17 protein-coding genes and 1 pseudogene are annotated in these 15,142 nt (G+C 62.3%); 13 read left to right on the forward strand and 5 right to left on the reverse strand.

Translation table 11 applies throughout. From position 1 onward, the window contains the following. The first annotated feature begins 6 nt into the window (after positions 1–6). Positions 7–750 (forward strand): Crp/Fnr family transcriptional regulator, encoded by a 744-nt coding sequence (locus GJ668_RS08380; protein WP_155449703.1) that lies wholly within the window; start codon positions 7–9, stop codon positions 748–750. Here the strand turns inward: GJ668_RS08380 and GJ668_RS08385 are convergent. Next, positions 644–2,218, reverse strand: coding sequence for a sensor domain-containing diguanylate cyclase (locus tag GJ668_RS08385; RefSeq protein WP_246194730.1), 1,575 nt, complete (start codon positions 2,216–2,218; stop codon positions 644–646). The genes GJ668_RS08380 and GJ668_RS08385 overlap by 107 nt on opposite strands. Positions 2,219–2,641: 423 nt before the next feature. Here GJ668_RS08385 and GJ668_RS08390 point away from each other — a divergent pair, with 423 nt between their 5' ends. Together GJ668_RS08390 and GJ668_RS08395 are read left to right on the forward strand one after the other, a co-directional pair. Next, the gene (locus GJ668_RS08390) at positions 2,642–3,394 is read left to right on the forward strand and encodes an SPOR domain-containing protein (RefSeq protein WP_155449704.1); all 753 of its coding nucleotides are present in this window, start codon (positions 2,642–2,644) and stop codon (positions 3,392–3,394) included. Between the two features lie 16 nt (positions 3,395–3,410). Then, positions 3,411–3,902, forward strand: coding sequence for a CvpA family protein (locus GJ668_RS08395; RefSeq protein ID WP_155449705.1), 492 nt, complete (start codon positions 3,411–3,413; stop codon positions 3,900–3,902). Between the two features lie 17 nt (positions 3,903–3,919). Here GJ668_RS08395 and GJ668_RS08400 read toward each other — a convergent pair whose 3' ends face one another. Both GJ668_RS08400 and GJ668_RS08405 read right to left on the reverse strand, forming a co-directional pair. Then, a complete protein-coding gene (locus GJ668_RS08400) occupies positions 3,920–4,216 on the reverse strand; it encodes a DUF4342 domain-containing protein (RefSeq protein ID WP_155449706.1) in 297 nt (98 codons plus the stop codon). A gap of 78 nt (positions 4,217–4,294) precedes the next feature. Beyond that, the gene (locus GJ668_RS08405; RefSeq protein ID WP_155449707.1) at positions 4,295–5,284 is read right to left on the reverse strand and encodes a serine/threonine protein kinase; all 990 of its coding nucleotides are present in this window, start codon (positions 5,282–5,284) and stop codon (positions 4,295–4,297) included. A gap of 85 nt (positions 5,285–5,369) precedes the next feature. Between GJ668_RS08405 and GJ668_RS08410 the strand changes: the two genes are divergently transcribed. Next, on the forward strand, positions 5,370–5,891 hold the full coding sequence (locus tag GJ668_RS08410; RefSeq protein WP_155449708.1) for an NADH-quinone oxidoreductase subunit B family protein: 522 nt from the start codon (positions 5,370–5,372) through the stop codon (positions 5,889–5,891). 158 nt (positions 5,892–6,049) lie between these two features. Beyond that, positions 6,050–7,435, forward strand: coding sequence for a ribonucleotide-diphosphate reductase subunit beta (locus GJ668_RS08415; RefSeq protein WP_155449709.1), 1,386 nt, complete (start codon positions 6,050–6,052; stop codon positions 7,433–7,435). Positions 7,436–7,464: 29 nt separating this feature from the next. Here the strand turns inward: GJ668_RS08415 and GJ668_RS08420 are convergent, their stop codons facing one another. Further along, on the reverse strand, positions 7,465–7,608 hold the full coding sequence (locus tag GJ668_RS08420) for an entericidin A/B family lipoprotein (RefSeq protein ID WP_222930765.1): 144 nt from the start codon (positions 7,606–7,608) through the stop codon (positions 7,465–7,467). Positions 7,609–7,837: 229 nt separating this feature from the next. Between GJ668_RS08420 and GJ668_RS08425 the strand changes: the two genes are divergently transcribed. The 8 genes and pseudogenes from GJ668_RS08425 (at position 7,838) to GJ668_RS08460 (ending at position 14,634) form a co-directional block, all read left to right on the forward strand. After that, complete coding sequence (locus tag GJ668_RS08425; protein ID WP_246194732.1) at positions 7,838–8,845, forward strand: cobyrinic acid a,c-diamide synthase; 1,008 nt, start codon at positions 7,838–7,840, stop codon at positions 8,843–8,845. 66 nt (positions 8,846–8,911) lie between these two features. Further along, complete coding sequence (locus GJ668_RS08430; protein WP_155449711.1) at positions 8,912–10,114, forward strand: toxic anion resistance protein; 1,203 nt, start codon at positions 8,912–8,914, stop codon at positions 10,112–10,114. A 155-nt stretch (positions 10,115–10,269) separates the two neighbouring features. Continuing rightward, positions 10,270–10,962, forward strand: a complete 693-nt coding sequence (locus GJ668_RS08435; RefSeq protein ID WP_155449712.1) for a succinate dehydrogenase iron-sulfur subunit — start codon at positions 10,270–10,272, stop codon at positions 10,960–10,962. Positions 10,963–10,971: 9 nt separating this feature from the next. Beyond that, a complete protein-coding gene (locus GJ668_RS08440) occupies positions 10,972–11,262 on the forward strand; it encodes an FAD assembly factor SdhE (protein WP_155449713.1) in 291 nt (96 codons plus the stop codon). A 12-nt stretch (positions 11,263–11,274) separates the two neighbouring features. Further along, positions 11,275–11,700 (forward strand): protein YgfX, encoded by a 426-nt coding sequence (locus GJ668_RS08445; RefSeq protein ID WP_155449714.1) that lies wholly within the window; start codon positions 11,275–11,277, stop codon positions 11,698–11,700. A 37-nt stretch (positions 11,701–11,737) separates the two neighbouring features. Further along, complete coding sequence (galE, locus tag GJ668_RS08450) at positions 11,738–12,745, forward strand: UDP-glucose 4-epimerase GalE (protein ID WP_155449715.1); 1,008 nt, start codon at positions 11,738–11,740, stop codon at positions 12,743–12,745. A 140-nt stretch (positions 12,746–12,885) separates the two neighbouring features. After that, positions 12,886–13,107 (forward strand): annotated as a pseudogene (dcd, locus tag GJ668_RS08455) (dCTP deaminase); the annotation flags it as partial. A 150-nt stretch (positions 13,108–13,257) separates the two neighbouring features. After that, positions 13,258–14,634: an LAGLIDADG family homing endonuclease gene (locus GJ668_RS08460; protein ID WP_155449761.1), complete on the forward strand. Its 1,377-nt coding sequence runs from the start codon at positions 13,258–13,260 to the stop codon at positions 14,632–14,634. Positions 14,635–14,704: 70 nt separating this feature from the next. Here the strand turns inward: GJ668_RS08460 and yhbY are convergent, their stop codons facing one another. Beyond that, positions 14,705–15,007 carry a ribosome assembly RNA-binding protein YhbY gene (gene yhbY / locus GJ668_RS08465; protein ID WP_155449716.1) on the reverse strand — a complete coding sequence of 101 codons (303 nt, stop codon included), beginning with the start codon at positions 15,005–15,007 and terminating at the stop codon, positions 14,705–14,707. Positions 15,008–15,142 lie beyond the last annotated feature (135 nt).

The following is a 15,142-nucleotide window of genomic DNA, read 5'->3' on the forward strand; positions in this document are numbered from 1 at the left end:
CAATACATGCTTAACCCGCCATCCCCGAGTCCGCGACAAAACCAACTGCTCGCTGCCTTGCCCGACTGTGAATTCGAGCGCCTGAGCGCAGCACTGGAACTGGTCCAGCTACCACTCGGAATGGCCCTGTACGAGCCCGGTATGGAACTTGACCATGTCTATTTCCCCACCACCTCCATCGTCTCCCTGCTGTACGTCATGGAGAATGGCGCCTCCGCTGAAATCGCCGTGGCGGGCAACGAGGGCATCGTCGGCATCGCTGTCTTCATGGGCGGCGGTACCGTGCAGAATCGGGCCGTGGTGCAGAGTGCGGGTCACGCCTATCGCCTGAAGGGGCGGGCGCTCAAACAGGAATTCGCGCGCGTCGGGGGACGGCGCCACGGCACGCTACAGCCGCTGCTGCTGCGTTACACGATGTCGTTGCTGGCCCAGATGGCGCAGACCGCCGTCTGCAATCGCCACCACACGGTAGACCAGCAGCTCTGCCGCTGGCTGCTGCTCAGCCTCGACCGTCTGCCCGGCAACGAGCTGCACATGACTCAGGAGCTGATCGCCAACATGCTGGGGGTACGGCGTGAGGGCGTGACCGAAGCGGCCGGAAAACTGCAAAGCGCCGGATTGATTCACTACAGCCGGGGCCACATCACCGTGCTGGACCGACCGGGTCTGGAGTCGCGGGTGTGTGAGTGTTACGAGGTGGTCCGCAAAGAATATTGCCGCCTGCTCCCCGAAGTGGCTCCGCCGTCGTGAAGTGATAGAAGTGATAACCGCCGGGGCTGGTGTGCTTGGCTTGATAGAGGGCGACATCCGCGCGCTGGACCAGCTCCTCGATGGTCTGGCCGTCCCGTGGAAACAGGCTGATGCCGATGCTGGAGAGACAGTGCAGTTCCAGTCCATCGAGCTGGTACGCGGGTGTCAGCACCTTGAGGGCGTCGCGCGCCGCGTGCTCGGCGTCGGCGGCATCCCCGAGGTTCGCCAGGACGACGATGAACTCGTCACCGCCGAGTCGGGCGACCAGATCCTCCTCGCGAAATGCCTCGCGCAGCCGGCGCGCGACCGCCCGCAACAGCCGGTCGCCCACCAGATGGCCATAGGTATCGTTGACGGCCTTGAAGCGGTCCAGGTCAAAAAACAGGACGGCCAACAGATTGCCGGAGCGCCGCGCGCTGGCCAGCATGTGATTGGCCAGTTGTTCGAGTAAGGCCCGGCTGGGCAGGCCGGTCAGGTGATCGTGCTGAGCCAGATGGACCGCCCGATCGGCGGATAGCTTGCTCCGGGTGACATCCTGATGCACCAGCAGCACGCGCTCCAGCGGACCCTCGGCCATCGGCAGCGCCGTCAGGCGGGCCATGAACCAGCGATAGTCCCCGTCCTTGCAGCGCAATCGGTATTGAATCTCAGTGAGTGTCGCCGGCGTCTCAGCGAAGCGGCTCAGATGGTCGAGGATCCTCACCTGATCCTCCGGGTGCAGCAATCTGGCCCATTCATTGAGCCGCAACGGCAGTTCGCCCAGTGTATAGCCGGTCTGCCGCCACCATTCGGGGGCAAAGAACACCTCATCGGTTTTGGGATCCCATTCCCAGAAGGTCAATTCGCCGATTTCCGTCACCAGACGCAGCCGCGATTGGGCCTCGCTGAGTTCCTGCTCGCTGCGTTTGCGTGCATCGATGTCGACCAGGACGATCCGATAGGGTGTATGGTTGCTCGCTGTCGTGGTTACGAGGCTGGCCTCCAGGCGGACCCAGAACGGATGCGCCTCGACACGCCGCAGGCGCAGTTCGCAGGACTGTGGCTCGTCGGCGGACCCGAGCTGGTGGCGGAAGTGGTAATAGATGTCCTGATCTTCGGGGAAGATGAACCGGGTCAGGCGTGTGCTGACCAGGGTGTCACGCGAGGTGTCCAGAAGCTTGGCGGCGGCGAGGTTGGCCTCCTGAATCAGTCCCGCCTCGTCCAGGGTCAGGTACCCGACCGGAGCCAGATCGTAGAGGTCGAAATAGCGCGTTCGTGAACGTTCCAGCGCCTCCTGGGTACGGCGCAGCTCATCGTTTTGCAGCTCCAGCTCGATCTGGTGCACGCGCAGTTCATGGATCAGCCGTTTGGCCGGCTCGGACGCGAAGTCTTCCTCTGGCAGAGACTCGTCCGCCATGAGGCGTGATTCTGCCAGCCGGCGCAGCTCGGTCGACCGCGGTACCAGGGCGTCGTCGTTCCGATCATCCATCCGATTGGTCATCGACACCCCTGTCTTTACTCCGGTCTTTTTAAGGTCTTTATGATTGTTCGCTTGGAAGAGGCCCGGCGGCGGCGTTCTCAGCGTCCGTACTGACAGCGACCGTACAGTTGTCATACCTGTCTCCACTGAAGTTATAGCACATGGATCATACGCATGAGTGACAGGGAGCAGAGTAGACAGTTAAGCGGGCGATGTCCGTTCGATAGCGCACATAGCGGGGCGTTGCTGGCAAGACGGGTAAAAGATCGCTCACAGGGTAGGCTGGCGAACCGGCCTGATCATGGTTGGGACGCGGCCGTTGACCGGAATCCTGACGATGGTCTGAGTTATACTGGCGCCTGCCTCATCGGGGCATGAACGGCAACAACACATGGGTACACTCAGCGGTGCCCGACCATCGGGTGATGAGCAATGCGAGAAGGAGCCAAGAAACGACTGGCGGGCGCCGTAGTGATGGTGGCCTTGGTGGTCATCTTCGTGCCCATGTTGTTCGAGGATGAATCGCTTGCGCCACCCTATGTCCAGGGGCCGCTTCCAGCGGAGCCGAATTTCCAAGATCCCTTTGCGTTCGACGCTTCGTATCGTGCGGCAGAGACACTGACCGCGCTCGACGGAGCGCAGGGTCTGACGGATGAGGAAGCCCGTCTGACGCCGCCGACACCCATGCAGGGCTTCGATCGCGTCGACGAGGTGCCTTTTGAGGAGGCGTCGGCGGCGATCGTGTTCGATCCGGTTCAGGATTCGGCTTCACCGAGTACAGCGCCGACGCCGCCTCCGGCGACCCGTCCGGCTCAGCCACCGGCCCCACGCGCACAAGCGCAGACGCCCAAGCCGCCTCAGCCACCCAGACCCGAACCGGCTCAAGTGCCGCCGGCGAAGCCGGAGACTGTCGCCCTGCCTGACCCCCCGAAGTCGCGATCCGATGGCTTGCCATCCTGGATCGTGCAGGTCTCCAGTCTCGGTTCGCCGGAGGCCGCCGGTAAATTGGCCAACACGCTCAAACAGGCCGGGTTCTCGGCCTTCGTCGAGCGCGCTGTGGTTAATGGCAAGACCTACTATCGGGTGCGTGTCGGACCGGACATCGATCGTGCCAATGCCGAGCGCACCGCCGCCATGCTGCGCAAGCAGCAGAAGCTCGATACGCTCATTCAACGCTACCAGTAAGAACGCACTGAACCGAATGAACTGGGTCGATTACATCATTATTGGCATCATCGCCCTGTCGGCCCTGGTCGGCGTGGCGCGCGGCTTGATTCGCGAGGTGCTGTCGCTCGGCACCTGGATCGCGGCGCTCGCGATTGCCTGGCTCTTCCATCAGCAAGTCGCCGAGCTGCTGAGCACGCAGTTGTCTAACCCGATGGTCAGAACCGGTGTGGCCTTCATGGGCCTGGTGTTGCTGGTATTGCTGGTCGGCGCCATCCTGGCGGCGGTGCTGACGACCTTGATCGACACGGTCGGGCTGACCGGGATGGACCGCCTGCTCGGGATGGCCTTTGGTGGAGCGCGCGGCGTGGTGTTGGTGGCCATGGCCGTCTATCTGGTGGCGCTGACGCCCGCGCCCTCCGATCCGGCCTGGAGTCAGTCGGTGCTGATCACCGATTTTGCCTCGATCGGCGACTGGTTGCTCAGCCTGGTGCCGCCCGAAATCGAAGACCGGCTCAAGCAGATCTGAGCCGGCCGCCTGGGCGTTCAGTCGTCGTCACGATTGTCGTAGACGCTCGAATCGCGCTCGATTTCAATCTTGAACTGCATTACGAGCGCGGCCAGGGCCGCGAGCGCCATCAGCATGGGCGCGATCAGGATCAGGATGGCGATCACGCCGATACTGGCCAGCAGCGGGATCTCGGCCAGAATACGACCGCTCGGGCGGCGCACGATCAGACGCCTGAGATTGCCCTGATTGATCAGATCCTTGGCCTTGCCGAGCCAGTCCGAGCCACTGAAATCGATGTCGTCCGGTTGCCGGCGTCCGCCTCGGTTGCGCATGAATGAGACCTCGGGTTGTGAACTAGCAAGTGTTGGTACAAGAGCCGCGCATTCTAAACCTAAACGGCGTCCTGAGACTCAGAGTCCATGCAGCGGTCCGGCCTCCATCGCGGCGATCTGTTCGCGCAGTTGCAGGATATGGTTCTGCCAGTAGTGCGTGTCGCCGAACCAGGTGAAGGCCGCCGGAAAGGCGGGGTCGCTCCAGCGGCGCGCGATCCAGGCCGCATGATGAATCAGACGCAGCGTGCGCAGTGCCTCAATCAGATGCAATTCGCGCGTGTCGAATTCCTGGAAATCCTCGTAGCCAGCGAGCACGGCGGCGAGCTGTTGGCTCATCTCCTCACGCTCGCCCGAGAGCAGCATCCACAGATCCTGAATGGCCGGTCCCTGACGCGCGTCGTCAAAATCGACAAAGTGCGGCCCGACGTCGGTCCAGAGCAGGTTGCCGAGGTGGCAGTCGCCGTGCAGCCGGAGACGCTGGATCGATCCGGCGCGTGCATAGCCGTCACGCACGCCTTGCAGCGCCTGATCCACGACGCTGCGATAGGCGTCCAGCAGCTCGGCCGGAATCCAGTCATGGGTGAGCAGATAGTCGCGCGATTCGACACCGAAATGCGCAATGTTGAGGGTCGGGCGGTCGCGGAAGGGTGCAACGGCACCGACGGCATGGATACGCCCGATGAAGCGTCCGATCCATTCGAGTACGTCCAGGTCGCCCAGCTCAGGATGACGGCCACCACGCCGGGGCGTCAGCGAGAAGCGATAGCCTTCGAAGGTGTGCAATGTCTCGCCGCCGATGCGTAGCGGGGCGACAGCTGGGATCTCCAGTTCAGCCAGCGCCAGCGTAAAATCGTGTTCCTCGCGGATGGCCGCGTCGCTCCAGCGTTCAGGGCGGTAGAATTTGGCGATGACCGGCGGACCGTCCTCGATGCCGACCTGATAGACGCGGTTCTCGTAGCTGTTGAGCGCCAGCAGTCGACCATCGGACAGGAGCCCCAGGCTTTCCACGGCATCGAGCACGCGGTCTGGACCAAGGTCGGCATAGGGAGTGGGATTGGCTGTGTTCATGGCGCGATTCTAACCCGTTCCAGCGCCTTCCAAGGCGTGTTCATGCCATATTGGCACCACTGACATCGAGGAGTTCGATTCGCTCATGCTGCGCATCCTCAAGCAGTCCTTGCGCGTCGGTCGGGTAACCGAGCCGGCACCGGAACACGACGACCCGGAGCTGGAACGGCTCGGCATCGCTTTGCGCCGGGCGATCGATGCCCGACTCGGGCGCAGTCTGGCGATCCGGCAGGTCGATGCCGGCTCGTGCAATGCCTGCGAACTCGAAATTCATGCGCTCAACAATCCCTATCACGATATCGAGCGTTTCGGGGTCCATTTCGTCGCCTCGCCGCGTCATGCCGATGCGCTCCTGATCACGGGGCCGGTCACGCGCCACATGGAAACGGCGCTACGGCGCACCTGGCTGGCCACGCCCGCGCCCAAGCTGGTGATCGCCGCCGGTGACTGTGCTTGTGATGGCGGTGAGTTCGCGGCCGGCTATGCCGCGCGGGATGGGGTCGAGCGGGTCATTCCGGTGGATCTGAAAATCCCCGGCTGTCCGCCTGAACCCTGGGTCTTGATGCAGGGTCTGTTGAGTGTGCTGACGGGCGCTTCGACTAGATAGACGATAGATTGTGTAATTGGCACACAAGATATAGTTTATTGAGGTGCCTTGGATCGCCGGATCAAATGGCTTAGACTCGCGACCCTTGCCATCTCGGCTCGACCGAGCATCGTCAGCCGCCTGACCCCGATCACCGCGACTTCAAAGGCCCGAACATCATGCTGAACTGGGATGACCCACTCGCCACGACCAGCCCGACGTCCAACCGCCCGGCGTCGCTGAACCCTGAGCCGGCTGTTCACTCCGGGCGCCTGTCGCCAGCCGCCGCGCCGCGCCGTGAAACCGTGCCGCGCACGTCTCAGCCCCATCCGCGCCCCGGTCGGGGACTCGTCGACAATGATTCGCTCATGAAGACGGCCGGGGCCGCGCCAAGCGTCGATCCCGATCCCTTCGTCCACGCCGCCGATCCACAGCACGATCTGCCGATCGAGGATCGCGTCCTGCCCGAACGCAACCCAGCGAGTGCGTCGGCCACCGAATCCGCCGCCGGCGGCGCGACCGGTCTGGAATCACTGGCTATGGGCGCAAGCCGGGTGCGCGTCGACGACAAGCGCATCATCAACTGCCACGCCGATCTCAACCAGCTCGTGCCCTTCAAATACGATTGGGCCTGGCAGAAGTATCTCGACGCCTGCTCGAACCACTGGATGCCGCAGGAGATCAGCATGAACGCCGATCTCGCGCTCTGGAAGGATCCGAACGGGCTGACCGAGGACGAGCGCACCATCGTCAAGCGCAATCTGGGGTTCTTCTCGACCGCTGATTCGCTGGTCGCCAACAATCTGGTGCTGGCGGTCTATCGTCACATCACCAATCCCGAGTGCCGGCAATATCTGCTACGTCAGGCGTTCGAAGAAGCCCTGCACACCCACGCCTATCAGTATGTGGTCGAGAGTCTGGGACTCGACGAGGGCGAGATCTTCAACATGTATCGCGAAGTGCCCGCCGTCGCGCGCAAGGCCGAGTGGGCGTTGCCCTTCACTCGCTATCTGGCCGACCCGCACTTTCAGACCGGTACCCTGGAGAACGACCAGAAGCTCCTGCGCGAGCTGGTCGCCTTCTATGTCATCTTCGAGGGGATCTTCTTCTATGTCGGCTTCGTGCAGATCCTGAGCATGGGGCGGCGCAACAAGATGACCGGCACGGCCGAGCAGTTCCAGTACATCCTGCGCGACGAGTCGATGCACATGAACTTCGGCATCGATGTCATCAATCAGATCAAGATCGAGAATCCACCGCTCTGGACGCCCGAGTTCAAGCAGGAACTGGTCAGCATGATCCGCGAGGCCGTCGAGCTGGAAGCCCGCTATGCGCATGACACCATGCCGCGCGGGGTGCTTGGACTCAATGCGCAGATGTTCGAGGACTATCTGCACTTCATCGCCAACCGGCGCTGCGCCCAGATCGGCCTGCCCGAGCAGTATCCGGGCGCGACCAACCCCTTCCCCTGGATGTCTGAGGTGCTGGATCTGAAGAAGGAGAAGAACTTCTTCGAGACCCGCGTCACCGAGTATCAGACCGGCGGCGCCCTGAACTGGGACTGAGCCGTCTGCGGACGTCAGTTTTTCGCGCCTCACATATCCCGCTTGACGTCCCTTGCCGTCTCGCTCACGGCACCGCCGCCGCGCTGGATATCCTTGCCGGCGCCTTCCATGGTATTGCAGCCAAACAATCCGCTGATCGTGATCAGCAGCATCAGTGCCAGAAGCTTGTTCATCATCGTCACCTGTTGTCGTCGCCATTGGTTGGCGTTGCATTACGGCCGGTCAGTCCGGCATGTATCTGCGCCGGGTTTGGCCAACCCTAGGCCATGTGGGCCGCGCCTGTCGGTGCGCTAGCGCACTTAGCCTCTGGACTGGAACCGCTGGGATCGCTCGCCTGATGATCTGTCCGTACCGACCTGCTATCAGCTATTATCAGAGCCATATTGTTGTCGGAAGCCCCGCTTGACCAAGCGGCCGGCCGGTCATGTGATGACCGATCCTTACCACCTGCGGACAGGCACCCAACCCATGTTCGGCTTCCTCCAGGGTCTGGCCTACGGGCTCTTTCTCTCCTGCCTGCCGTGGTTGATCCTCGGCCTGATCAATCCGCGCGCCGCGCTGCCCAGCGAGCCGTTCACGCGGCTGCGGGTGCTGATTCGCTATTGGCTCGTCGTGCCCTTCATCGCCCTGCTGATCTGGCTCACCTCGCTGTGGGGCGGCTTCGGCCCGACCCTGGGCGGATGGCTGACCGGTCTGGCGGCGCTGGCGGCGGCGATCCCTGCCGAGCGGGTGTGGCGGCGTCGGCGTCTGACCCTAGCCGAGCGCCGGCGCGCGGCTCGGCAGGCGGCGCTGGCGACACAGGAACAGGCCGCACTGGAACGCGAGGCCCGCGAGCAGGGAATCGCCGTGCTCGATCCTGTCCGTCCGCCGATGGAGAGCGATGCGGTGATCCTCGCGCTCTGGGAGGCCAAAAAACGTCTGCTGGCGGTGGAGCGTCCCGATCTGGCCATCCAGTCCGACCGGCTCTATACCCGCTATGCGCATGTGGATGGGATGCTGCGCGACAAATTCGATCCAAACGAACTGACCTTCGAACGCTCCCGGGGTCTGGTAGGCGAGGTCACCCGGACGGCGGTGGATGCTCTGAACACCATGGCCTCGATCGCCCGTGGCGTGGCCGAGGTGGATGCCGACTATGTGCGCCGTCGTCTGTCCCATGAGCCGGCCCGGATGCCGGACGAGGAGCGCCTGGCCCTGACCCGGCGACTCGATCTGGTTGAGCAGACCGAGCAGCGCCTGCGCGAGTTGAGCGCGCGCAACGAGGCCGCCATCACCGCCCTGGACGACGCCGCCGTGGCCGTGGCGGCAGTGGAGACCGACCGGCCCCAGGCGTCGGTCGCGGCGGATCAGGCCCTGGCCGATCTGCGCCGCTTCGCCGAGAAGGCGCATCACTACGGGCGCGATGCCTGAAGATCCGCCGAGGCTCCGCGCCACCCCGACAACGACCGGCCGGCACCTGACGCGAGGAACCCCCGCATGAGCACATCCAAGACCCTGCAAACGACCGATGACTCCCGCTTCAATCTGTCGCTGCCCCCGGCGGCGGAGATCGAAGCACGGGTGAAACAGGAAACCGACCCCGAGACCGCGCCGGATGATCCCGCGCTGCTCGCCATGGCCGATGCCTTCGTGGCCGAGGTGCTCAAGGCGACGGACCAGGACGGCATCGACCGCCGTCAGCGTCAGGCGGTGGACGACATGGGCCTGGAAGTGCAGCGTCAGGCGGCCCATCGCAGTCAGATGCTCCAGGCGCCGATCCGCAAACTCGCTCACCAGGGCGATGAGGGCGGACCTGTGGCGCGCTCGCTGGTGGATCTGCGCATTCGGATGCAGGAGCTCGATCCCCAGCGCTACGACCTGAGCCGGGCGGGCCTGTCGCGGCTCCTGGCCCTGATCCCCGGCATCGGTACGCCGCTGCAACGCTATTTCCAGAAATTCGAGACCGCGCAGGAGGCGCTCGACGGCATCATCAAGGATCTGGAGTCCGGCAAGCAGATGCTGCATCGGGACAACCTGACCCTGAGCGACGATCAGCAGTCACTGCGCGACAGCCTGGATCAGTTGCGCCGCCAGATCGGGCTGGGCCGGATCATCGACCGGCGCCTGGAGGAGAAGGCGCTGGAGCTGCCCCCGGACGATCCCAAGCGCCGTTTTCTCGATGAAGAACTGCTGTTTCCGCTACGCCAGCGCATCCTGGATCTGCAACAGCAGTTGGCGGTCAGTCAGCAGGGCATCATGGCCCTGGAAGTGGTCATCCGGAACAACCGCGAGCTGATGCGCGGCGTGGATCGGGCCATCAATGTCACGGTCTCGGCCCTGAATGTCGCGGTCACGGTGGCGCTGGCGCTGGCCAATCAGCGTCTGGTGCTGGATCGGGTGGAAGCCCTGAACACCACGACCTCGAATCTGATCGCCGGCACCGCCAAAGCGCTGCGCACCCAGGGCGTGGAGATCCAGAATCGCGCCGCGTCCACGGTGCTCGACATGAAACAGTTGGAACAGGCGTTCACGGACGTGATCGGGGCCATCGATGAGGTCTCGCGTTACCGGCGCGAGGCGCTGCCCCAGCTCGATGCCCAGATCGACCGTCTTGAAGTGCTGGCGAATCAGGGCGATGCCGCCATCCGGCGCATGGACAAGGGCGATGCCGCCCAGGTGGGTCGGGCGATCACTCAGTAGGGTCAGGGGCTGTGCGGTTAACCCGTGAGATCGGGCTGTTTTATTGCGGCGCACAAAACAGGTAGGATGCACAGGTTCGCGCGAATCGTCCGCAACCTCTGGATCGCCACGTATTCGCCCAGTTTCCAACCGCCAACCGTCTCGGGTATCGACCGATGAGAATCAGCGTATATCGCTACAATCCGGACACCGACCAGCGTCCCCGGATGCAGGACTATGAGGTCAAAACCTTCCAGGGCATGATGCTGCGCGACGCGCTGCTGGAAGTGAAAAAACAGGACGAGTCCTTCAGCTTCCGGCATTCCTGCGGCGAGGGTGTCTGCGGATCGGACGCGGTCAATGCCAATGGTCGCAATGTGCTCGCCTGTGTCACCCCGATCAGCGAGCTGAAAACGCCGATCATGGTGCGTCCGCTGCCGGGCCGTCCGATCATCCGCGATCTGGTCGTCGACATGACCCAGTTCTACGAACAGTATCGTGCGGTCCAGCCCTATCTGGTGCGCAAGGATCCGCTGCCCGAGCAGGAGATTCCGCAGAGCCCGGCCGAGCGCGACAAGCTCGATGGGCTCTATGAATGCATTCTCTGTGGCTGCTGTTCCACCGCCTGCCCGTCATTCTGGTGGAACCCTGACAAGTTCCATGGGCCGGCGGCACTGTTGCAGGCCTGGCGCTTCCTGGCCGATAGCCGCGATCAGGCCACCGAGGAGCGGCTGGATGCGCTGGAAGGCCCCTACAAGCTGTTCCGCTGTCACAGCATCATGAGCTGTGTCGAGGTCTGCCCGAAGGGGCTCAATCCGACCCGCGCCATCGGGCATATCAAGGAGCTTATGCTCGACAAGGGGCTCTAGGTGGTCAAGTTGACTGAATCACGTCAAGTTCATCCCGATAGCGATTCGGATCTCCAGCGTCTGCGTTGGCAGTGCCGGCGCGGGATGCTGGAACTGGATCATCTGCTCGAGCGCTTTCTCGATCTCGGCTATGCCGAGCTGTCCGAGAGCGAGCGGCAGGACTTCATCGCGCTGCTCGGCGAGCCGGATCCGCATCTGAGCGACTGGTTCATGGAGCGCTCCGAGCCGCCCGAGCCGCGTCTGCGCGCGCTCGTCGAGCGGATTCTCGTCGTCGTGAGTGAGTCGCCACGCACGGAGTAGTCGATGGACGCCATGGAGGTTCATCCACGTGTCTCGCGTTGGCTCGTGGTCCTGGCCGTTACGACGTCGATGCTGGCGCTGGTCGTAACGCTGGCGCTGCCGCTCGGATGGCTGACCCTGCCGTTGGTTCTGGCCCTGGTGCTCGGCGCTGTGCATACGCTGTGGGTCGAGGTACTCAGGCGCGCGCCCTGGTCGATTCAGTCCGCACTCTGGCATCCGGATGGCTCCTGGACGTTGACACTCGTCTCTGGCCGCGAACTCCAGGCCCGACTCTCGCCGGCGACCTTCGTAAGCACTTGGGGCGTATCACTGGTGTTCGTGGTCGGACGCCTGCGTCGTTGCATGCTGGCGCTCGGTCCGGACTCGCTCGACGCCGAAACCCTGCGTCGCCTGCGCCAGCGTCTGCGACTCGCAGGCGAACGTGTCCAGACGGCCTGACGTCTGATTTCAACGTTTGAAAGGAGCACACAAGACGATGCGAGTTCTAGTCACGGGCGGGGCGGGCTACATTGGCAGTCATACCTGCGTGGAACTGCTCCAGGCGGGTATCCATGTGGTCGCGCTCGACAATCTCTGCAACAGCCAGGAGGAGTCGCTGCGCCGGGTCGGGGAGATCACGGGGCAGGGCGTCGGGTTCTTTGAAATCGATCTGCGCGATCGCGAGACGCTCAGCGAGATTTTCAGCCAGGGCCACTTCGATGCCGTGATCCATTTCGCCGGACTCAAAGCCGTGGGCGAGTCGGTCGCGCAGCCCTTGGAATATTACGACAACAATGTCCAGGGCACGCTGACGCTCTGTCAGGTGATGGCGGACGCTGGCGTGCGTAACCTCGTCTTCAGTTCCTCGGCGACTGTCTACGGCGATCCGGCGACCGTGCCGATCCGCGAGGATTTCCCCGTCGGGGCGACCAATCCCTATGGGCGCTCGAAGCTGTTCATTGAGGAGATCCTGCGTGATCTGTATGTCTCAGACCCGCGCTGGAACATCGCGCTGCTGCGCTATTTCAACCCGGTCGGCGCGCATGAGAGCGGGCGTATCGGCGAGGATCCGAACGGGATCCCGAACAATCTCATGCCTTATATCGCTCAGGTCGCGGTCGGGCGGCTCCAGCGTCTGTGCGTCTTCGGCAATGACTATGCGACCCCGGATGGAACCGGCGTGCGCGATTACATCCATGTTGTAGATCTGGCGCGCGGTCATCTGGCCGCCCTGCACAAGCTGCAAGAAGCGCCTGGCGTGGTCACCTACAATCTCGGGACCGGGCGCGGCTACAGTGTGCTGGAGGTGATCGCGGCTTTCGAGCGGGCAAGTGGTCGTCCGGTCCCCTATGACATCGTCGAGCGCCGGCCGGGTGACATCGCCTGCTGCTATGCTGATCCGTCGCTTGCGCGCGAGGAGCTGGGCTGGAGTGCCGAATACGATCTGGAGCGGATGGTGGTCGATGCCTGGCGCTGGCAGTCGCAGAATCCAGACGGCTACTGAGCGCGGCTTGGACTCTGTCCCTTTGTTTATTGTTGTACGTCGTCCATCAGCGGCGTCTTAGGCTTTTTTGTTTTTCGTGAGGATGCCGGATGGCCATCAAATCAGATCGCTGGATACGACGCATGGCCGTCGAACACGGCATGATCGACCCCTTCGAACCGGGCCAGGTGCGCGAGGGCGAGCATGGGCGCGTGATCTCCTATGGCACATCGAGCTACGGCTACGATGTACGCTGCGCCGATGAGTTCAAAATCTTCACCAATATCAACTCAGCGATCGTCGATCCCAAGAATTTCGACTCCAACAGCTTCGTCGATCTCAAATCCGACGTCTGCATCATTCCGCCGAATTCGTTTGCGCTGGCGCGCACGGTGGAGTATTTCCGGATTCCGCGCAATGTGATGACGGTTTGTCTTGGAAAATGTTTGACGGCTGACACGCGCGTTGTCGATGCCGACACGGGCGCCTATTTGCCCATCGTCGATTTTACCTTTGGTCGTTCGACGCTGGGCATGCAGGACTGGCGTCTGAAACCCGTCAAGGTCGGTGCTTTCGTACCCCAAGGCAAAAAGCCCGTTTATGAACTAAAGACACGTACAGGGCTGAAGATTCGCGCGACGGCCAATCATCCTTTTCGTCAGTTGCATGGCTGGACGGAATTGCAGGATCTCAAGCCCGGTGATCGGATTGCGGTTGCGCGTGAGGTTCCCGTTTTTGGCAAGACGCCGCTTCCCGATTGGGAGGCGATCCTGCTGGGTCTGATGATTTCTGAAGGGCAGTGCAAGACGCCTGGTTATAGTCCCGTTTTTACGACAGCCGATCCGGTTTTAGCTGATCTGCTTGATCGGTGCGTCAAAGAAGGTGAACTGGGCACGACGACTTTCAATGGCAAGTATGGCTATCGCCTTGTAAACAAAGCTGGGCGTGGCGGGATTCCGGAAAAAAATCGCGCTAATCAATGGCTTTCAGCTTATGGTCTCGATGTCAAGGCCGATGAAAAATTCGTTCCTCAAGCTATCTTTATGGCGCCAAAAGAGGCGACACGGTTGTTTCTTCAAGCGCTGTTTTCCGGGGATGGCGGTCTTTATGGATCTGGGCAGGGTTTTTTTCTCGAATATTATTCGAGTTCGCGCCGATTGATCGAGGACGTCCATCATCTTTTATTGAGATTTGGAATATTCTCACTGATTCGCGAGAAAAGGACGTCTATCGGTACGGACGCTTATCGCATTCAGATCACAGATCGCGATCAAATCAGACGCTTTGCGGATGAGGTTGGATTCTGGCCAGGCGCCGTCAAACAAATACGCCTGGAGCAAGAAATCATCCCGGCTGTGCTGGCGTTGGGGGCACGTCGGCGCAGCAACTTTGATACCTTGCCAAAAGCCGCCGGTGAACTACTGAAGACAGCCGTCGCGCGCGCCGGAATCAGTTTGAATGGCCTGGGCATTCACTCGAATCCAAGCCAATCCGTTCCCTATCGGGCAGCGGCGCAAGTGGCCCTAGCGACTCAGGATCCCGATCTGCTACCGCTCATCGATGGGCCTGTTTGGGATGTCGTCGTCGATATCCAGCCGGCGGGTGAAGAAGACGTTTTCGATCTGAGCATCCCGAACGTTCATAATTTCCTTGCCAACGGCATGATTGTACACAATTCGACTTACGCGCGCTGTGGGCTTATAGTGAACGTGACCCCTTTGGAACCCGAATGGGAGGGTCACGTCACCCTCGAGTTCTCCAACACCACGCCGCTGCCCGCGAAGATCTACGCCAACGAGGGCGTGGCACAGATCCTGTTTTTCGAATCCGACGAGGTCTGTGAGACGTCTTACAAGGATCGCGGCGGCAAGTACCAGGGACAGCGCGGCGTGACCCTGCCCAAGTCCTGAGTCCTGGATCACGGCCTGAATCGAGCGGCGCGCTGGTTCAGGTCAGCGTGCGTCGCGGTTTGGAGTCGCCTCAGAGCTTCGGTAGCACGATCGGGTCGCGCTTCTTGGGATTGTGACGATAGAGCGCGGCGACATTGCCGATGCGGCTGATGAGATCCGCGCCCGTGCGCTCGCAAATCAGGCCGATGGCGGCATCGCGCTCGTCGCGGTCGCCCGCGTTGACGCGGACCTTGAGTAATTCGTGGTGGTCGAGCGCAATCTCGATCTCGGCCAGGACCGGCTCGGTGAGGCCGTGCTGGCCGACGAGCACCACAGGCTTGAGATGATGGACCTGGGGCTTGAGCCAGCGTTTCTGTTTCTCGGTGATGGGCATGGGGTCGATCTTTAGGGTGTGGACTGGAGGACGCCGCTTCGATGGGCGTCCGACGTGACGCTCGAACGAATCGGTCCGACATCCTACTCGAATTTCCGCCCCAGCGTTGCGCGCGTTGGTTCGCCGGCCAGCGGC

It is taken from the genome of Allochromatium palmeri (assembly GCF_009720725.1).
In the GTDB taxonomy this organism is placed as follows: Bacteria; Pseudomonadota; Gammaproteobacteria; order Chromatiales; family Chromatiaceae; genus Thermochromatium; species Thermochromatium palmeri.